Source organism: Halalkalicoccus sp. CG83 (assembly GCF_037081715.1).
GTDB classification, from domain to species: domain Archaea; phylum Halobacteriota; class Halobacteria; order Halobacteriales; family Halalkalicoccaceae; genus Halalkalicoccus; species Halalkalicoccus ordinarius.
This window is the reverse complement of sequence record NZ_JAZDDH010000002.1, coordinates 555392-572984: the sequence shown is the minus strand read 5'-3', so window position 1 is coordinate 572984 and position 17593 is coordinate 555392. Positions and strand designations below refer to the sequence as shown.

Below are 17593 nucleotides of genomic sequence, written 5' to 3'. Positions count from 1 at the left end.
CTCAGAGTCCACCGGGGAGGTAGCTCATGAGCACGAACATGAGGAACCCGAGGGTACCGACGAGGAAGATGCCGGCGCCGGCGATCAGGGCGATGCGGGAGAACTCCTCCCACTCGGGCGTGGTGGCGAACTTCAGGACGCGGACGTAGGAGGTGAGATCGTACGGAACGTTCATTCTGCGCGGCGATAGGGGAGGAGGGGTTTTCTATCTATTGGCTCACGCCACCGCGATCCGACAGGTAGAGGCACCTCCGGCACGGACCGCCCGAGGATGGCGCGACGATCCGTCCGTTCTCTCGCGATACTGCTCGGCGCGTGTGCCCTGCTGGCCGTCCTCTCGGACGCCGCCGGCGCGAGCAACGTCGCGACCGGACTCCAGGACGAGGGACGGGACCTCCAGGTGCCGACGTGGCTCTACCTCTTCACCGGCGGGGCCGCGGTTGGCGCGTCGGCGCTGCTCGCGATGTTCGTCACCGATCGACGCTGGGTCGACCGCCTCCACCGCGAGTCCTACGAGGTGTCGATCCGGTCCGCCACGATGCGACGGCTCCGCATCGCGACGGGCGCGCTCGCCGTGGCGCTGTTGGGACTGATCGTCTACACCGGCTTCACGGGACCGAGACTCGCGAACGCGAACCTCGCGGTGCTGGTCGTCTTCGTCGGGGGACGGGCCGGACTGGTGATGGTCGCCTATCTCCTCGCGAACCCCTGGCCCGCGATCGATCCCTGGCGGACGCTCGCGCGCGTCCTCCCCTCGGGGGTCGTCGAGTACCCCGAGCGGTTCGGGATCTGGCCCGCCGTCTGTGGCCTGCTCGTCGTCCTCTGGGTCGAGATCGTCGTCCCCGTCAACACGGCCCCGACGGTGCTGGCGATCGCGGCGCTGGCCTACGGCGTCTACACCCTCGCGGGCGCGGTCGTGTTCTCGCCTCGTACGTGGTTCACCTACTGTGATCCGGTCTCGGTGCTGTTCCGGTTCTTCGGCGCGGTCGCTCCGATCCAGCGGACGTCCGAGGGGTTCGAGGTCGTCCTGCCGGGCGCGAGGCTCCGCGACGCCGGCCCGATCGAGGGACTCGACGGCGTCGCGTTCGTCCTGTTGCTGGTCTGGGAGCTCACCTACAGCGCCTTCATCGTCACGCCGCCGGGGATCGCGACCGTCGAGACGCTCGTCGGCGTCGGCCTCCCGCCGCTCGCGGTCTACCTCGGCCTGCTGCTCGCCGGTTACGGGCTCTTCCTCGGGAGCTACTGGCTCGCGACGCGGTACGCCAAACGGCTGGCCGAGACCTACGTCACCGCCGAATGGCTGGCGATCCGTTTCGCGCCGCCGCTTCTGGCGATCGCAGCGGGCTACCACCTCGCGCACTTCTTCACGTTCTTCGTCTCGCTCAGCCCGTCGCTGGCACTGGCGCTCGCGTCGCCGCTGTCGCCGCCGCTGCCGCCGCTGACCCTCGTGCTGCCCGTCTGGTTCGGCCTGCTCGACGTCGCGTTCATCCTCGCGGGTCACCTGCTCGCGGTCTGGGCGGCCCACGCGATCTCCTTCGACGTGTTCCCCGGCCGGCTGCAGGCGATCCGCAGCCAGTACCCGTTCGTCGCCGTGATGGTCCTCTACACGATGGCGAGCCTCTGGCTGGTGTCGATGCCGACGGCCGATGCCGCGTTCGTGGGCTAAACGGAAGCGCTATTCCTCCGAGTCCCCGAGTCGCGAACGATGCACCGCCGTGAGCTACTCCGCGCCGGCGGCGCCCTCGGCACGGTCGGTCTCGCGGGCTGTCTCGACGCACTGGGCTTCGAGACCCAGTCGGCGTGGCGCGATCCGCCGATGGTCGAGGACCGCCCCGACGGCGTCTACGTCCCCGGATCGACCGAGGAGATGGGAACGTACGGCGTCGCCGAGGTCGACGGGTACGGCGTCGCCCTGACCTACACCTTCCCCCACCGGTTCTGGACCATCACCGGCCGGGAGACCAACAGGGTCGAGATCGGCGACGAGGACTCGCTCCACCTGATGGCGAGCGTCCACGACGTCGAGACGGGGACGGTCGTCCCGACCGACGTCCGGATGTCACTCGAGGGCGAGAACGGAACGCCGTACGACGGCCAGCTCTGGCCGATGCTCGCCCAACGCATGGGCTTTCACTACGGCGACAACCTCGGAATCGACGAGGACGGAACGTACGTCGCCACGCTGCGGATCAGCCCCCCGGACGCCCGCCTCGTCGGCGACCTGGAGGGACGGTTCGAGGAGCCCGCCACCGTGGATATCGAGTTCGAGTACGCGAGCGACGACGTCTACGATCTGGAGTTCTCGACGATCGACGAGGAGCGCCGGGGCCGACCGGGCGAACTCGAACTCATGGACCACTTCGAGAACGGTGACGGCGGACACGGAAGCGGCGGCGATCACGGCGGCAAGGGTGGCGACCACGACGACGGCCAGGGCCACCGGCTGCCGGCGCCCACCGTCCCGCCCGCCGAGGCGTTCCCGGGCAGGGTCGTCGGGACCGGCGAGAGCGGCAGTGCGGCGTTCGTCGTCGCCGCTCTCGAGGACGATCGCTTCGGCGGGGGCGTTCACCTGGTGGTCTCCCCGCGGACCCCGGAGAACCGGACGATGCTCCCGCTGATGTCGCTGTCGGCGACGGTCGAACGCGACGGCGAAAGGGCGTTCGAGGGCCCGCTAGAGAGCACGCTCGACCCCGAAGTCGGCTTTCACTACGGGACGACGGAGATCGGAGAACTACGGCCTGGCGACGAGCTGACGATCGGGATCGAGTCGGTGCCCCAGGCCGCCCGTCACGACGGCTACGAGACCGCGTTCATGGAGATGCCGTCGATCGAGCTGACCGTCGAATAGAGAGGGCTACTCGACGTAGTCGATGTCCTGGATCTGCCCGCTGCTCTGCTGTTGCTGTTTGGTCTCCTCGCCCCGGCCGTAGATCTGTGGGGAGTCGACGCCGGTGACGACGATCATCGTGCGCATTGCGCCCTCGAGCTCCTCGTCGACGGAGGTGCCCCAGATGATGCGCGCGTCGGGGTCGATCCGCTCGTAGATCTCCTCGACGACGCCTTCCGCCTCCTCGATGGACATGTCCGAGCCGCCGGTGACGTTCACCAGCGCGGAGTTCGCCCCGGAGATGTCGACGTCGAGAAGCGGCGAGCGAAGCGCGCTCTTGACGGAGTCCTTCGCCTTCGACTCGGAGTCGCTCTCGCCCAGCCCGATCATCGCGACGCCGCCCTTCTCCATCACCGTGCGGACGTCCGCGAAGTCGAGGTTGACGAGGCCTGGCTTGGTGATCAGCTCCGTGATCCCCTTCACCGAGCGCATGAGCACCTCGTCCGCGACCTTGAACGCCTGCTTCACGGGGAGCTTGCCGACCGCGTCGAGCAGCCGGTCGTTCGGAACGACGATCACGGTGTCGGCGACGTCGCGAAGCCGCTCGAGGCCCGCCTCGGCGTTCGTTCTTCGGACTTCGCCCTCCGCCGTGAACGGCGTCGTGACGATCGCGATGGTGAGCGCGCCAGACTCGCGGGCGGCCTTCGCGACGACCGGTGCGGCGCCGGTGCCGGTGCCGCCGCCTAGCCCCGCGGTGACGAACACCATGTCCGAACCCTGGATCGCGTCGTAGATCTCGTCCTGGCTCTCGAGGGCGGCCTCCTCGCCGACCTGCGGGAGCGAGCCCGCGCCGCGGCCACGGGTCTTCTGCTCGCCCAGCAGGATCTTCGTGTCGGACTCGATCTCGACGAGGTGCTGGACGTCCGTGTTCGCGGCGACCAGCTTCGCGCCGTGGATCCCCTCCTCCTCCATCCGGTGGACGGTGTTGCCGCCACCGCCGCCACAGCCCACGACGGTGATGTTGGTCTGGAGGTCCTCGAGTACGCTGTGCAGCTCCTCGTCGGTCATCTGTCCCGACCGACTCACCTCGGGGGCGACGCCGTCGCCGTCCTCGTCCTCGGTCTCGGGTGCCGTCGCCGCCGACTCGTCCTCGTCGGCGTTCTCGACGGCGTCCTGAATGATTGAGTCCATTCTTGCGACCTGTTGCGTATCCACCGTAATGGCTTTTCCCTTCTCGTCCGACGCGCGTCCGACGCTCACGCGGAGCGGGACAGGCGTCTGACGCGTTCGGTGTGGACCGCCTCGGGCTCGATCGTCCGGCCGTCGACCTCGACGCTGTCGCCCGAAGCGAGCCGGCCGAACGCCGGCCCCTCGGGAACGCCGAGGGTGGCGGCCTTCTCGGGATCGAACGCCCGCTCGCGCACGACGATCGCCTCCGGCTCGCGGCGGACCTCGTACTCGCGTTCGAGCACCCCGGCGAGCGCCTCGACCAGCGACTCGCGCTCGCCGGGGACGAACGCCGCCCGTCCGTCGACCCGGGCGCCGCCCTCCTCGGTCTCGAACGCCAGCGCGTGGGTCTCGACCGCCTCCCTGACGGCGTCGGTGTCGACGGCGCGAGCGGTTTCGATCAGCTCGGTTGGGAAGGGATCGACGGCGTACTCGTCGACCTGCTCGCGGGCACCCTCGCCCAGCCGGAGCCCCGAGTCGATCGGCGTCAGCTCGCTCTCGAGCCGCTCGACGAGGTCGAGCGACGTCCCGCCGACCTCCCGGACCCACGTCTCGCTCACGACGCGGTGACCGAGCTCCTCGATGGTCGACTCGAGGGTGGGGTAGTCGCCGTCGACCGTCGCGAGGTCGGCGTCGCTCCGCTCGAACGTCCTCTCGATGACATCGGGGTCGGGCGCGCCCATCGCCTCCAGACACCAGTCGGCGCCGACGTGGCCGACCGCCCACGGCGTCTCTCGCACGATACGCTCGGGTCGCGGGGCGTAGTGACCGCCGCCGAACGCGACGAGTCGCCGTCCCTCGTGGAGCTCCGCGCTTCCGAGGTCGAGCACGGAGCGAGCGACCGCACGGGCGCCCGCGTCGTCGGACCACTGTGCCTCGCCGCTACCGAGTTCGGCGAACAGCGACGGCACGGCGAGGGTAGTCGGCCCGTGGTGGGTGCACTCGGTGCCCACGTCGTAGCCCTCGGGGGCGTGCTCGCGGAACCGCTCGAGCAGTCGTTTGTGCGCGACCGGCGCGGCCTCGGCGAGTTCGCGGTCGTGCCCGCCGAACTCCGCGGATCCGAAGTTGCCGGTGAAGTGTGCCGTCAGGAGCGGTCCGGTCTCGCCCGAGTGTCTCGAGGCGAACACCAGCAGGTCGGGGTCCGCGAAGGGTTCGGCGGTGTCCTCGAGTTCGACGTGCCACTCGTCGAACGTTCGGAGCTCGAACGTCCTCCCGTCGGCGTCGAGACGGTAGTAAGTCCCCCCGCCCTCGGCGTCGACGTAGGTGGAATCCTCGCGGGCGTTCCAGTCGGCGATGTTCAGGAGCTGCTGGCCGATCCGCTCGGAGGCGGCGTCGGCGCGGCTGACGACGATGGCGATCACGGCCGTCCGTACGGGATCGAGGACAAAAGCCGGTCGGGATCGATCCGGTCAGTCGGCGCCTTCGGTTGGCGTGCTTCGGGGCCGAAAGGCCTCTCGCGCGGTCGTGCCCGCCTGGGCGAACAGGGCCCGAAGTTCGTGACGACGGGTCACGAGCAGGTAGCCGGCGATCACGAGGTAGACTGCGGTGTACGCGTAGAGGACGTCGATGCTGATCGCTTCGGCGACCGCCTCCGGATAGGTGCGGATGATGGCGAACTCGATGATGACCTGCGAGAGGAACAGCACGAGCAGTGAGACTGCCTCGCGCATGGTGATCTCGAAGTTGATGAGGATCGCGATGGCGAAGAGGCTCTGGGCGGCGGTGATCCAGATCTCCGCGACCTGCTTCTCGTCGAACGGGAGTGCACCGAGATGGCCTGCGGCGATGGAGTAGACCACCGCGAGCGTCCCGATCAACAGGGTCCACTGGTTGAGCTTCGAGGAGATGAGCGCGTTGAACCCGGCGGTCGAGCGCGCCTTGTTGACGAGGTAGGCGACGACGATGAGCTCGGGGCTCTCGCTCGCGAGCGGCGCGACCCACTGGATCATGAAGAACTCGGGAATGCCGTTCTGCAGGCCGATGGTCTCGAGGCCCGACGCGAACGGGTGGACGGCGGTGTAGATCATCGTGCCGGAGTAGGCGAACAGCAGGAGCACGGTGGCGACGCGGGCGGGCTTCGGAAACGTCTGTAAGTAGGCGGGGACGCCGACGTGTTCCTCACCGTGTTCGACGTCGCCGCGGACGATGATGGCGATGTAGAGCGCGTAGAGGCCGACGAGGACGAAGGTATCGAGGAGGCCGATCCCGCCGGCCGCGCCGCCGCCGTCGACCGTCGCCATGCTGAACGGAACGACGAACGCGAACAGCGTGGCCGCGAACAGGAACGTGATCTCGACGCCGATGTCGCGATCCAGCGAGACCGCGTTACGGAGGAACCCCTCGCGATGGCGGACCGCGGGATCCTCGGACGCACCCGACCGGTAGACGGTAAAGAGCGCGATGGCCGACCACCCGATGCCGATGAGGATCCGGTTCGCGCCGGTCATGTTCGCGACGGCGAGGTTGGCGGCGTCGGCGCCCCGCTGGGTCCCCTCCAGCGCGCCGGCCTGCCAGGCGTAGAGCGCGTCGACGGCGTACTCGGGAGCGACCGCGAGCACCGCGAGGACGGCGATGGCGAACGCCCGGGGGACGTCCTTCTCGGCGGTTTCGGCACCCCACGCCAGCAGGAACGCCGATCCGAGCACCGCGATGCCGGATACGGCGACGGTGAGGGCCGCGGAGTACGGTTCGCCCGGCTCGACGTGACCGCCGTGTGAGAGCGCCGTGTAGACCCACGGAAGGGTAAGGAGAACGGTCAGAGCGACTGCGTTGAGCGGATGGCGGAGGCGCTGCAGCATCGTCCGAAAGGGCGGGAGGCACGTACCTATCTCTTGTGTTCCGGTCCGTTTATCGGCGAGGATCACGACGACCTGCTCATGCAGGTGTACGGCCTACTCGGCAATCCCGTCGGTCACTCGTTGTCGCCGCGCATCCACCACGCCGCCTACCGGGAGTTCGGGATGGACGCCTGCTACGCGACGTTCGAGCCGGAGCCGTCGGAGCTCGGGACGGCGATCGAGGGCGCACGGGCGCTCGGCGTCCGCGGGCTGAACGTCACGATTCCGTTCAAGCAGGACGCCATCTCGTTCGTCGAACTCGACGAACTCGCCGACCGGATCGGGGCCGTCAACACGATCGACTTCGGCGGGGACCGACCCACGGGGCACAACACCGACGCAGTCGGGGCGCGACGCGCGCTCGAGCGCCACGACGTCGCGCTCGACGGCGCGCGGGCGGTGCTGGTCGGCGCGGGCGGGGCGGGGCGCGCCGTCGCCTTCGCGCTCTCGGATGCGGGCGCGACGGTGTCGATCGCCAACCGGACCGAGGAGCGCGCCGAGGAACTCGCGACGGCGGTCCCGAACGCGACCGGCCACGGTCTCAGCGCCCTCAACGACCTGCTCGCGAACGCCAACGTGCTGGTGAACGCCACCAGCGTCGGGATGGAAGGCGACGAGTCGCCGGTGCCCGCCGACGCGCTACACCGGGGTCTGACGGTCATGGACATCGTCTATCAGCCCCTCGAGACGCGACTGTTACGGGACGCCGCTGCCGCCGACGCGACGACGATCGACGGGGCGTGGATGCTGCTCTACCAGGCGGTCGCGGCGTTCGAGCGCTGGACCGGCCAGGAGGCGCCCGTCGAGGTGATGAACGACGTCCTGCGGAGCGAACTCACGTAGGACAGTCCGAACGCTTTTAAGCATGTCGGCACGTTAGTTGCTCTCAATGCCACTGCTCACGAAGCTGAAATCGTTGCTCGGACTCGACGATGGGCGGTCGAGCAGCGATCGATCCGACGACGACGCCGTCGGCGTCACCGTCGAACACGACCATAGCGACGACCGGACGGCGTCCGAATCCGCATCAGCGGCGGGATCGGAGTCCGAGGGCCCGCCGATCGACTCCGGCGCCGAGTCCGGATCGATCGAGCAGGAACCGGCCGAGACCGAGGCCGAGGAGTCGATCGACGAGGCGGCGGCGACGAACCCCGAGGAGGCCCCGCCGGGGACGGACGCCCCCGGAACCGAGACGGCCGAGCCGGCGCCCGCCGAGACGGGCGAGTCCTCCGAGGACGGCGCCGTAGTCGACGGGACGGTCGACGTCGAGCCCGACGTCGATACACCCGAACCCGAGGGAGAGACGGGAAGCGGGCCGGCACCGGAGGTCGAGTCCGAGACGGAGGACGAGGGTTCGACCGGCGACGGCAGCGGATCGAGTGACGAGGCGCTTCAGGACATCAAGGGAATCGGACCCTCCTATGAAACCACGCTCTCAGAGGCCGGCGTCGAGACGGTCGACGAGCTCGCCGACGCCGACGCCGACGCGCTCGCCGACGACACCGGCCTCTCGACGAAGCGCATCCGGGGATGGATCGAGCGCGCCCGCTCTAGGTAGTCGCATGGACGAGGGGGAGACGGGGGCAGTCCTCCACACGAGCCGCGACCGATTTCTCACGCTCGCCGCGGGGAGCGACACCGACGTTCGGATCCCGATCGAGTACCGCCTGCGCGTGGACGACCCCTTCGAGGCGTACCGGCGTGCGCGCGACGCCGAAGGCGGCAGCTACCTCGAGACGACCGGCGGCCAGCCGGGCTGGGGCTACTTCGGCGTCGATCCCGTCGAACGGCTCCGGGTCGGTGCCGAGGCCGTCGCGATCGGCGGGGGTTCGGCGTCGCTTTCGGCCCTTCAGGGGCTGCTAGACGGCGAGTCGCTGGTCCGGGGTGCCTGTACGGTCCCGTACCCCTGCGGAGCGATCGGCTGGCTCTCCTACGACGTCGCACGCGAACTCGAGTCGCTCCCCGACGCCACGACGGACGACCGCGGCCTCCCCAGGCTCGACCTCGCGGTCTACGACCGGCTGGCCGCGTGGGAGGAGCCCTGGGAGGGCGAGACGACGCTCCGGATCACCGCCTGTCCACGGATCGACGGGGACCCCGTGGCGGCCTACGACCGGGGCCGACGGCGGGCGCTCGCGCTCGCGGAGCGGATCCGCGAGGGCGAACCGGACGTCTCCGAGGACGGGGCGACCGGAGGCTCGGAGGACGGCGTGTCCTCCGGCGTCGGGAGATCGACGCCACCCACCGCACGCTTCGAGAGCGACTGCGGACGCGAGGCGTTCTCCCGGCGCGTCGATCGCGTGAAACGGCGGATCCGCGACGGCGAGACGTTCCAGGCCAACGTCTCACAGCGGCTCTCCGCGCCGGCGGCGGTCCACCCCGTCACGGCGTTCTCCGCGCTCCGGGCGGTCAACCCCGCGCCCTACTCCGCGCTGCTCGAGCGCCGGGACCACGACCTGGTGAGCGCGAGCCCCGAACTGCTGATCGAGGTCGACGGCGACCGGCTCGTCACGGAGCCGATCGCGGGAACCCGACCACGCGGCGGGACGCCCGAGGCCGACGAGCGATACGAGGCCGAACTCCTGGGTGACGAGAAGGAACGAGCCGAGCACGCGATGCTCGTCGATCTCGAGCGAAACGACCTCGGGAAGGTCTGTGCGTTCGGCACCGTCGAGGTGAGCGAGTACCGCCGCGTGGACCGCTACTCCGAGGTGATGCACCTGGTCTCGCTGGTCGAGGGGCGGCGCCGCGAGGGGGTCTCGATCGCCGACGCGCTCGGGGCCGTCTTCCCCGGGGGGACGATCACGGGCGCGCCCAAGCCGCGGACGATGGCGATCATCGACGAGGTCGAGACCACCCGACGAGGGCCCTACACCGGCAGTATCGGGATCTTCGGGTTCGACGACCGGGCGACGTGTAACATCGTCATCCGGACGCTCGTACGCCACGCCGGGGAGTACGACCTCCGGGTCGGTGCGGGGATCGTCCACGACTCGGTGCCCGAGCACGAGTACGAGGAGACGCTCGCGAAGGGACGGGCGCTGATCACCGCGATCGACGAGGCGCTCGAGTCGAAACGGATGACCGTCACCGTGGAGGCGGGCGAATGAGCCGGACCTTCGAGTCGGTTCGATCGGGGGTAGCGGGGAACGTCCCCGGCGGGGCGCGGATCCTCGTGATCGACAACTACGACTCGTTCGTCTACAACCTCGTCCAGTACGTCGGCGAGTTCGCCGGCGAGGTGGTCGTCCGGCGCAACGACGCGATCGGGCTGGAGGAGGTCCATGACCTCGACCCGGACGGACTGGTGATCTCACCCGGTCCCGGAACGCCGGCCGAGGCGGGAATCTCGATCGAGACGTTCGAACTGGAACGGCCGATCCTCGGCGTCTGTCTCGGCCACCAGGCGCTGTGTGCGGCGCTCGGGACGCGGGTGGGGCACGCGCCCGACGTCGTCCACGGGAAGCCCTCGATCGTGAGCCACGACGGGCGAGGGATCTTCGAGGGGCTGCCCGCGCACCTCGAGGTCGGGCGGTATCACTCGCTGGGCGTCGAACGCGAGGACCTGCCCGATGGGCTGATCGAGACCGCGCGCACGGCGGACGACCGGGAGGTGGTGATGGGCGTCAGACGTCGCGATCGGCCCCACGTCGGCGTCCAGTTCCACCCGGAGAGCGTCCTGACCGCCGACGGCAAGCGAATGATCGAGAACTTCGTCGGGATCTGTGAGGAGGGCGATGGTTGAGGGCGCGAGCGGAACGGGCGAGGACGAACTCGTCTACCACGTCGACGGCGAACTCGTCGCCGCCTCCGAGGCGACCGTGAACGTCCGCGATCGAGGGTTCACGTACGGCGACGCCGCCTTCGAGACCCTTCGAGTGTACGGCGGCGAGCCCTTCGAGTGGGAGGCCCACGCCGACCGGCTGGCGGGCACCTGTGAGGCGATCGGGCTCGATCACGGGATCGCGGACGACGACCTGCGCGATCGGATCGACGCGACGCTCGTGGCGAACGACCTCGCGGACGCCTACGTCCGACTGTCGATTACCCGTGGCGTCCAGCCTGGGAAACTGACGCCCCGATCCGCGGTGGAGCCGACCGTCGTCGTGATCGTCGCACCTCTTCCCCGCGGCGGGCCGGGCGGCGAATCGGTGTGGGACGGCCCCGCACGAGCGACGATCGCCGAGACGCGGCGGATCCCCACGACCGCGCTCCCCGCCCGGACGAAGACCCACAACTACCTCAATGGGATCCTCGCGCGTCTCGAGTGTCGCGAGACGGACGCCGACGAGGCGATCATGCTCGACGGCGCCGACGCCCTCACCGAGGGGGCGACGAGCAACATCTTCTTCGTCGGGGACGGCGTGCTGCGGACGCCGTCGCTGGAGGGGCCGGTGCTGCCGGGCGTGACGCGAGCGATCGTGCTGGAACTGGCTGAATCGGCTGGGATCGCGATCGAGGAGGGGACGTACGCGGTCGAGGAGCTGCTCGACGCCGACGAAGGGTTCCTCACGAACACGACCTGGGAGCTACGGCCGATCGCGAGCGTCGACGGGACGGTGATCGGCTGCGGTCCGGTGACCGACCGGCTCCGACGGGCGTTCGACGAACGGGTGGCCGCCCACTACGAACCGGTGGAGTGAGGAGCTGCCGCGGAGGGTCGCGTCGTCGTTCGCGGTCCGCAACGACCGTGTCGACGGGCACGCCGAGGGGCGCGAGGCCGCCTCCGCCCGGATCGACGAACGATCCACGACCGGCAGAACTCCTGCCCTCAGGACGGACGTCAGTCTCGATGGCGGGTCGAGGCGACGACCCGTGACGACCGGATCATCGATCGAGAACACGGGGCGGCGTTCGAGAAGCACTGCGACGACTCCCGTACGGGGGCGTCGCTGAAAGCCGTCGAGATCACCGTCGAGGACGGCGGCGCCTACTCGACCGAGCTAACGAGACGCTCGTCCGACGAGAGAAACCGAGCCCGCCGTCGACGAGCGCTCCTCGTGCCAGCGAATCGAGCAAGAAACGGCGATCGAGGAGGGAGGGCCGAACCGTGTTCGGACGCGGGAGTCCTCGAAACGGCGGCTTAGAACGTGATGATCTCGTGGTCGTCGTCGACGAGCGATCGGATGCTGGGGTGGCCGTCGTGCTCGTCGATGCGGGCTACGCCCGCGTCCTCGATCGCGTCGCCGACGCCGAAGGCGCCGGCGCAGTAGTCACAGGCGGCCGCGTCGTCACTGACGGCCTGATAGAGGTCGTGGTAGTCGTGGTCCTCGTCCTCGAGCTCGGGGACCCACTGGGTCCCGGCGCCGTCGAAGATGAGTTCGACCTCGTCACCCTCCGTCTCGGCGAACTCCTTTGCGGCCTCGAGACCGTTCGCGAGGCGTCCGACGTCGCTGTGCGATTCGGTACCTGCCAGAATGACGATGGCTGCGTTTACCATTGCGTTTCCCCGTAGTGCCCTCGGACGTAAACGTCGGAGGCGGATGTGCGCCGGTATCGCAACGTCGCCCCCGCTTTATGACGACGAGTCAGCCGTGATGGTGGTGGTCGTGGTCGCCGCCGCGGGAGAACTGTCCGGAGAACGCACGTTGGACGACCTCCGACAGCGCCGGGTGGATGTGGACGGCGTCACGGATGTCCCGAACGGACCCGGAACCCGACTTCATCGCGACGACGACCTCCTGAATGAGGTTCGAGGCCTCGGGTCCGATGATGTGACAGCCGAGGATCTCCCCGTCGAGGTCGATCAGGACCTTCACGAACCCCTCTACCTTCATTGCATCCCCCCGGGCGGTATCCTCGTACCGATAGATCCGGGTCGCGTACTCGTCGTCGGCTGCGCGGAGCTCCTGTTCGCGGGCGCCGACTCCGGCGACCTCCGGGGAGGCGAAGACGGCGAACGGCATCGCGGTGTAGTCGACGGGCTGGAGATCGTCGCCGTAGATGTTCCCCGCGACCGCACGGGCCTCGTGGTTGGCGCTGTGTTTCAGGAGGTACTCGCCGACGACGTCGCCGAGCGCCCAGACACCGTCGGCCGTCGTTCGTAGGTACTCGTCGGTCTCGACGAACCCCCGTTCGTCGGTCTCGATTCCGGCGGCCTCGACGTTCAGCGTGTCGGTGTTGGGGACGCGTCCCGCCGCGACCAGCAGCGCGTCGCCGGTGACGCTGATCGGGTTGGCATCCTCGGGCTCCGACTCCGCGGTCCCACCGTTCCTGACCGCCGGGGCTTCGGAATACGGCCGGGCCTCCACGGTCACCTCTCCGTCGGACGACGAGGCCGCGATGGCCTCGTAACCGGTATAGACGTCGAACCGATCGGCGTACCGCTCGGTGAACGCCGCAGCGACCTCCTCGTCCGCGTCCGGGAGCAGGTTCGAACGTCGGCCGACGATCGTCACGTCGCTCCCGAACGTGCCGAAGAACTGTCCGATCTCGGCGGCGATGTACCCCCCACCCACGATGACGAGGTGGTCGGGCGGCTCCTCGAGCTGGAGTGCCTCGGTGCTGGTCAGGTAGTCGATCTCCTCGATGCCGTCGATGGGCGGGATCGCCGGGCGGGTGCCCGACGCGACGAGTACCGTCTCCGCCCGGAGCCGGCTGCCGTCGTCCTCGCCGCCCGAGATCTCGACGGTTCGTTCGTCGATGAAGCGAGCCTCGCCCTCGAAGAGCTCGTGGCTCGAGGAGGAACGCAGCCCGCTACGGATCGACTCGGAGTTGCCCGAGACGTCCTCGTTGACCCCGCGAACGATGTCGCCGAACTCGACGTTCGAGACCGACGCGTCGATGCCGAACTCCTCGGCACGCTCGATCGTCTCGAGTACCTCCGCGTGGTAGAGCAGCATCTTCGAGGGGATGCAGCCGCGATTGAGGCAGGTCCCGCCGAGCGCCCCTTTCTCTACGACGGCGACCGACTGCCCCTGGTTCGCGGCCACGTTCGCCACGTCCAGTCCGGATCCCGAACCGATCACTAGGAAGTCGAACTCGTCCATACACGTTGGAGACCTCTCGTGACCATCAGCCTTCTCCGGACGTGTGCCGGCGCCGGGAAGGCGGAATCACTCGATCGTAAAGGCGGGTTCGGAGATCGACTCGCTCTTACACGAGGGACACCGCGAGGGCAGGTTGAGCGGATCGTCGAAGTCGCTGAACCCGCAGTCGTGACACTCGGGCGGGGCGACCAGGAGCGTTTCGTCGGTGCCGTCGATCGACCGGGAGACGTGCTCGACGTGCGAGATCGCGCTTCCGGCGGTGATCGCGAACTCGCTCGCGATCGCGCTCGGCGTCGCAGGTTCGTCCCGGAGTCGGTCCGCGATGCGTTCGCGGGTGGTCCCGTCGTCCTCGCGCATCGATCGGGACGACGCGCCGATCACGGAAACCTCCGTCGCAGTCGTGTCGGTCTTTCTATGTCAATGAAAAGGGGCTTATCCGAGGGAGGTGAATGACGGCACATGAACGCCGTGGTGTTGGCAGGGGGGTATGCGACCCGGTTGTGGCCGATCACGAAGCACCGTCCGAAGATGTTCCTTCCCATCGGGGAGAGCACGGTGATCGACCACATCTTCGAGGAGCTCGAGGCCGACGACCGAATCGAGACGGTGTACGTCAGCACCAACGAACGGTTCGCCGATGCCTTCGACGACCACATCGAGGAGAGCCGGTTCGAGAAGCCACAGGTCAGCGTCGAGGACACCAGCGAGGAGGACGAGAAGTTCGGCGTCGTCGGCGCGCTCGCCCAGCTCGTCGACCGGGAGGACGTCACCCAGGACACGATCGTCATCGCTGGCGACAACCTGATCAGTTTCGACATCAGCGAGTACATCGACTTCTTCGAGCAGAAAGAGACGCCGGTGCTGGCGGCCTACGACGTCGGCTCGCTCGAACGAGCGAGCTCCTACGGCCTGGTCGAGCTCGAGGGCGAGCGTGTCGTTGACTTCGAGGAGAAGCCCGACGACCCGAAGAGCACGCTCGTCTCGATCGCCTGCTACGGCTTCACCGCCGATTCACTCGACCGGCTCTCGGAGTATCTCGCGGGCGAGAACAACCCGGACGAACCGGGCTGGTTCATCCAGTGGCTCGTCGATCGCGAGCCCGTCCACGCGTTCACCTTCGACGAGGCGTGGTTCGACATCGGTACGCCGGAGAGCTACCTCGACGCGGTCGCGTGGCACCTCAACGGCGACAACCACGTCCATTCCGAGGCCACGCTCGAGGAGTGCGAGATCGGCGAGAACGTCCAGGTGATGGCGGGCGCTCGTCTGGAGGGGACGACCGTCGATCGGTCGGTGATCTTCCCCGACGTTACCGTCAGGAACTGCGAGCTCAGGCGGACGATCATCGACGAGGGGACCGAGATCGAGGAGATCGACCTCTCGGGCGCGTTGCTCGGCGCGCACACGAAGATCGACGGCAACGGCGGTTAACGCCCACGACTAACCGAGCCACGCGTCGGTGATCCGCAGCGTCCCACGGCTGCCGTCCCACTCGACATCGTACTCGAGTTCGATGGGGCGATTCATGTGCGGACCGTCGGTCACGAGCGTCTCGAACTCGCCGCCCTCTCCGAGGACGTGGACCCCGTAGCGCTCGTTGAGTCCTTCGAGCTCCGAGAGCGCCTCGCGGTCGAACCGGCGTCCGAGCCACGACTCGTCGAGCCCGCCCGCCGCCACCCGGACGATGCGGATCTCGAAGCCAGCCTCGAACATGGCCTCGGCCAGCTCGCGGGGATCGCGCTGCCAGAGCGGAGTGAACGACTCCGCGCCCAGCCGGTCGGCCATCGCCTCGATCCGGCTCGTCTGGTACTCGCTCTCGACCGCCCCGGCGATGATCCCGGCGACGCCGATCTCCTCGTCGAGTTCGTGAAGCGCCGCCTCGAGCGGTTCGAGTTCCGCGTCGCCCTGGCGACCGGCGTCGCTCACGTCGCTCGCGTCGACGCCCGACTCGACCTCGAGCAGCGGGATACCGATGCTCTCGGCGGCGAGCGCCGCGAGGTCGGTCGCGGGGACGTGGTACATGTAGGAGTCCTCGGTGGGATGGACGGTGACGAGTCGCTCGACCGGGAGACCGCGTTCGAGCGCGCGATACAGCGCCCACGAGGAGTCCTTGCCGCCGGAGAAGAGCGCGATCCACGCGCCGCCGTCGTTCATGGACGGAGGGTGGCGAGCCGCGAGTAAAGCCGCTGTGGATCGTCCGCCACGGCCGACCGCCCGAAAGCCCATATTCCATGATACCGTACCACACGATAGAGAGCCATGGTCTCGGTCGAGCTACTCGCCGGCCTCCTGATCGGCTACACCCTCCTCTACCTGGTGGTGAGCTACCTCCTCCGGTCCCGAAGCGGGAACGGCGACGGTCCGACGGCGTCCTCGACCCCGAACCCGCGCGTCTCGTCGTCGGTCCCCGCCGAGACGAATCGGGGAGACGGCTCGAACTCGTCGGCGGTCGTCTGCGGGATCTGTCGCGCCGAGAACGAGCCGGGCTACACCTACTGTTGGAACTGCATCTCGGAACTCGGCGGCCCCTACGACCGGCCGTCGCGTTCGCCGTGATCAGTCGGTCGCCTCCGGCTCCGAGGGCGGCGGCCCGCCGAGATAGGTGGCGGCGCGGACGCCCACGAGGCTCACGACGACGCCGGCGACGACGAAGACGGCGAGACGCTGGATCGGCGAGAGGACGAACCCCTCGACGGAGAGCACGCCGACGTCGAGCGGCGGGATCGTCGTCGGCGCGATGACGTCGCTTCGCTGGAGGAAGTACGCCGAGAACCCGCGGACGACGATGCCGAGCGCGATCACGCCGAACGGCAGGTTGAACGACGAACCGGCCACCGGCTCGTCACGGATCGTCTCGTCGAGCAGTCGGCCGGTGCTCGCTGCGAGCGCCGCCATCGCGAGCCAGGGTACGCTGTCGAACGCGAACCGCATCGCGGGGACGAACACACCCTCGTGGCTCGGGAGGTTCGAGACGCCGAGCAGGCCGGCGAAGACGCCGATCAGCGTGAGACCCGCGGCGACGACGTAGGTGACGACCGACACCTGTCCGGAGTAGAGCGCGTCGCGGACCCCGGCGGGCATGGAGGCGACATAGCGGTCGATCCCGAGGCCCTTATACAGGAGGAACAGCCCGACCACGGCGGCGATCGATGCGACGGCGACCACCGGGGTCATGTACGCGAGGAGCACCGGGAAGACCAGCAGCGCGACGCCGACGGGGACCAGCGTCGTCTGTCTGAGCTCTTCGTCGGCGAGGAACTGTTTCAGCAGGTAGTACGTCGACTCGATGTCGCGGGCCTGTCTGACGACGACCCTGTCGACCGAGTCGACCGGCAGGCGACTCTCGATCACGGGGACGAGCCGTTCGTCCTCCGAGGAGTCGAGGACGATGACCGCGGCGTCGGCCCCGACGTCGGCGCGAAGCGCCTCGACCTGGGTAGCGATCGCCCGTCCGGCACCGACGGCGTCGCCGTCGCCCGCGAGCACCGCGACCGTCACCTCCTCGTCGCCGTCGCGCAGCTCGCGGGTGACCCGCAGTGCCTCGAGCAGGCAGTTGACGTTCGAGTCCTCCGGATCCGCCAGACCCACGTCCAACACCAGCGAACGGACGGCTTCCCAGCCGACGACCGGCGGAGAGACGCCGGCCGCCCGGACGACGTCGCCCGAGCGATCCAGGCACACCACCAGCGTACTCACGATACGTGGACACAGTC

General features: G+C 68.8%; 18 protein-coding genes. 9 read left to right on the top strand and 9 right to left on the bottom strand.

What is annotated here, in order from left to right; genetic code table 11:
- Window position 1: 1 nt before the first annotated feature.
- Window positions 2-175, bottom strand: a complete 174-nt coding sequence (locus V0Z78_RS16595; protein WP_336345783.1) for a protein translocase SEC61 complex subunit gamma — start codon at window positions 173-175, stop codon at window positions 2-4.
- 96 nt (window positions 176-271) lie between these two features.
- On the opposite strand from V0Z78_RS16595, the gene V0Z78_RS16590 reads away from it, so the two are divergent.
- Window positions 272-1666: a hypothetical protein gene (locus V0Z78_RS16590; RefSeq protein WP_336345782.1), complete on the top strand. Its 1395-nt coding sequence runs from the start codon at window positions 272-274 to the stop codon at window positions 1664-1666.
- A gap of 39 nt (window positions 1667-1705) precedes the next feature.
- Window positions 1706-2848, top strand: coding sequence for an iron transporter (locus tag V0Z78_RS16585; protein ID WP_336345781.1), 1143 nt, complete (start codon window positions 1706-1708; stop codon window positions 2846-2848).
- A 6-nt stretch (window positions 2849-2854) separates the two neighbouring features.
- Here V0Z78_RS16585 and ftsZ read toward each other — a convergent pair whose 3' ends face one another.
- The 3 genes from ftsZ to V0Z78_RS16570 form a co-directional block, all read right to left on the bottom strand.
- Window positions 2855-4018, bottom strand: coding sequence for a cell division protein FtsZ (gene ftsZ / locus V0Z78_RS16580; RefSeq protein ID WP_336345780.1), 1164 nt, complete (start codon window positions 4016-4018; stop codon window positions 2855-2857).
- Window positions 4019-4083: 65 nt separating this feature from the next.
- Window positions 4084-5415: a D-aminoacyl-tRNA deacylase gene (locus tag V0Z78_RS16575; RefSeq protein ID WP_336345779.1), complete on the bottom strand. Its 1332-nt coding sequence runs from the start codon at window positions 5413-5415 to the stop codon at window positions 4084-4086.
- A gap of 48 nt (window positions 5416-5463) precedes the next feature.
- Window positions 5464-6852 (bottom strand): sodium/calcium exchanger protein, encoded by a 1389-nt coding sequence (locus tag V0Z78_RS16570; protein WP_336345778.1) that lies wholly within the window; start codon window positions 6850-6852, stop codon window positions 5464-5466.
- Window positions 6853-6930: 78 nt separating this feature from the next.
- Between V0Z78_RS16570 and V0Z78_RS16565 the strand changes: the two genes are divergently transcribed.
- From V0Z78_RS16565 to V0Z78_RS16545, 5 genes are read left to right on the top strand one after another with little or no spacing between them, the layout of a single operon-like run.
- Window positions 6931-7734, top strand: coding sequence for a shikimate dehydrogenase (locus V0Z78_RS16565; protein WP_336345777.1), 804 nt, complete (start codon window positions 6931-6933; stop codon window positions 7732-7734).
- Window positions 7735-7780: 46 nt separating this feature from the next.
- Window positions 7781-8449, top strand: a complete 669-nt coding sequence (locus tag V0Z78_RS16560) for a helix-hairpin-helix domain-containing protein (RefSeq protein ID WP_336345776.1) — start codon at window positions 7781-7783, stop codon at window positions 8447-8449.
- A 4-nt stretch (window positions 8450-8453) separates the two neighbouring features.
- Window positions 8454-10001: an anthranilate synthase component I family protein gene (locus V0Z78_RS16555; protein ID WP_336345775.1), complete on the top strand. Its 1548-nt coding sequence runs from the start codon at window positions 8454-8456 to the stop codon at window positions 9999-10001.
- A complete protein-coding gene (locus tag V0Z78_RS16550) occupies window positions 9998-10636 on the top strand; it encodes an anthranilate synthase component II (protein ID WP_336345774.1) in 639 nt (212 codons plus the stop codon). The genes V0Z78_RS16555 and V0Z78_RS16550 overlap by 4 nt, the downstream gene beginning before the upstream one ends.
- Window positions 10629-11534, top strand: coding sequence for an aminotransferase class IV (locus V0Z78_RS16545; protein WP_336345773.1), 906 nt, complete (start codon window positions 10629-10631; stop codon window positions 11532-11534). Before V0Z78_RS16550 ends, V0Z78_RS16545 begins: the two co-directional genes overlap by 8 nt.
- A gap of 440 nt (window positions 11535-11974) precedes the next feature.
- Here V0Z78_RS16545 and V0Z78_RS16540 read toward each other — a convergent pair whose 3' ends face one another.
- From V0Z78_RS16540 to V0Z78_RS16530, 3 genes are all read right to left on the bottom strand, one after another.
- The gene (locus V0Z78_RS16540; RefSeq protein ID WP_336345772.1) at window positions 11975-12331 is read right to left on the bottom strand and encodes a hypothetical protein; all 357 of its coding nucleotides are present in this window, start codon (window positions 12329-12331) and stop codon (window positions 11975-11977) included.
- Window positions 12332-12419: 88 nt separating this feature from the next.
- Window positions 12420-13880, bottom strand: a complete 1461-nt coding sequence (locus V0Z78_RS16535) for a dihydrolipoyl dehydrogenase (protein ID WP_336345771.1) — start codon at window positions 13878-13880, stop codon at window positions 12420-12422.
- 66 nt (window positions 13881-13946) lie between these two features.
- Window positions 13947-14237 (bottom strand): transcriptional regulator, encoded by a 291-nt coding sequence (locus V0Z78_RS16530; protein ID WP_336345890.1) that lies wholly within the window; start codon window positions 14235-14237, stop codon window positions 13947-13949.
- A 102-nt stretch (window positions 14238-14339) separates the two neighbouring features.
- On the opposite strand from V0Z78_RS16530, the gene V0Z78_RS16525 reads away from it, so the two are divergent.
- The gene (locus V0Z78_RS16525; protein WP_336345770.1) at window positions 14340-15311 is read left to right on the top strand and encodes an NDP-sugar synthase; all 972 of its coding nucleotides are present in this window, start codon (window positions 14340-14342) and stop codon (window positions 15309-15311) included.
- 9 nt (window positions 15312-15320) lie between these two features.
- On the opposite strand, the gene V0Z78_RS16520 is transcribed toward V0Z78_RS16525, so the two are convergent.
- A complete protein-coding gene (locus tag V0Z78_RS16520) occupies window positions 15321-16034 on the bottom strand; it encodes a diphthine--ammonia ligase (RefSeq protein ID WP_336345769.1) in 714 nt (237 codons plus the stop codon).
- Window positions 16035-16139: 105 nt separating this feature from the next.
- Between V0Z78_RS16520 and V0Z78_RS16515 the strand changes: the two genes are divergently transcribed.
- Window positions 16140-16436 carry a DUF7577 domain-containing protein gene (locus V0Z78_RS16515; protein WP_336345768.1) on the top strand — a complete coding sequence of 99 codons (297 nt, stop codon included), beginning with the start codon at window positions 16140-16142 and terminating at the stop codon, window positions 16434-16436.
- Here V0Z78_RS16515 and V0Z78_RS16510 read toward each other — a convergent pair whose 3' ends face one another.
- Window positions 16437-17576: a DUF373 family protein gene (locus tag V0Z78_RS16510; protein WP_336345767.1), complete on the bottom strand. Its 1140-nt coding sequence runs from the start codon at window positions 17574-17576 to the stop codon at window positions 16437-16439.
- Between the last annotated feature and the right edge of the window lie 17 nt (window positions 17577-17593).

Bases quoted from the DNA above. Each gene is read 5' to 3' on its own strand.
- V0Z78_RS16595 (WP_336345783.1), bottom strand. From the start codon at position 175: ATGAACGTTCCGTACGATCTCACCTCCTACGTCCGCGTCCTGAAGTTC.
- V0Z78_RS16515 (WP_336345768.1), top strand. From the start codon at position 16,140: ATGGTCTCGGTCGAGCTACTCGCCGGCCTCCTGATCGGCTACACCCTC.
- V0Z78_RS16540 (WP_336345772.1), bottom strand. From the start codon at position 12,331: ATGGTAAACGCAGCCATCGTCATTCTGGCAGGTACCGAATCGCACAGC.
- V0Z78_RS16555 (WP_336345775.1), top strand. From the start codon at position 8,454: ATGGACGAGGGGGAGACGGGGGCAGTCCTCCACACGAGCCGCGACCGA.
- V0Z78_RS16525 (WP_336345770.1), top strand. From the start codon at position 14,340: ATGAACGCCGTGGTGTTGGCAGGGGGGTATGCGACCCGGTTGTGGCCG.
- ftsZ (WP_336345780.1), bottom strand. From the start codon at position 4,018: ATGGACTCAATCATTCAGGACGCCGTCGAGAACGCCGACGAGGACGAG.
- V0Z78_RS16545 (WP_336345773.1), top strand. From the start codon at position 10,629: ATGGTTGAGGGCGCGAGCGGAACGGGCGAGGACGAACTCGTCTACCAC.
- V0Z78_RS16535 (WP_336345771.1), bottom strand. From the start codon at position 13,880: ATGGACGAGTTCGACTTCCTAGTGATCGGTTCGGGATCCGGACTGGAC.
- V0Z78_RS16550 (WP_336345774.1), top strand. From the start codon at position 9,998: ATGAGCCGGACCTTCGAGTCGGTTCGATCGGGGGTAGCGGGGAACGTC.
- V0Z78_RS16520 (WP_336345769.1), bottom strand. From the start codon at position 16,034: ATGAACGACGGCGGCGCGTGGATCGCGCTCTTCTCCGGCGGCAAGGAC.
- V0Z78_RS16565 (WP_336345777.1), top strand. From the start codon at position 6,931: ATGCAGGTGTACGGCCTACTCGGCAATCCCGTCGGTCACTCGTTGTCG.
- V0Z78_RS16560 (WP_336345776.1), top strand. From the start codon at position 7,781: ATGCCACTGCTCACGAAGCTGAAATCGTTGCTCGGACTCGACGATGGG.
- V0Z78_RS16570 (WP_336345778.1), bottom strand. From the start codon at position 6,852: ATGCTGCAGCGCCTCCGCCATCCGCTCAACGCAGTCGCTCTGACCGTT.
- V0Z78_RS16530 (WP_336345890.1), bottom strand. From the start codon at position 14,237: ATGCGCGAGGACGACGGGACCACCCGCGAACGCATCGCGGACCGACTC.
- V0Z78_RS16590 (WP_336345782.1), top strand. From the start codon at position 272: ATGGCGCGACGATCCGTCCGTTCTCTCGCGATACTGCTCGGCGCGTGT.
- V0Z78_RS16585 (WP_336345781.1), top strand. From the start codon at position 1,706: ATGCACCGCCGTGAGCTACTCCGCGCCGGCGGCGCCCTCGGCACGGTC.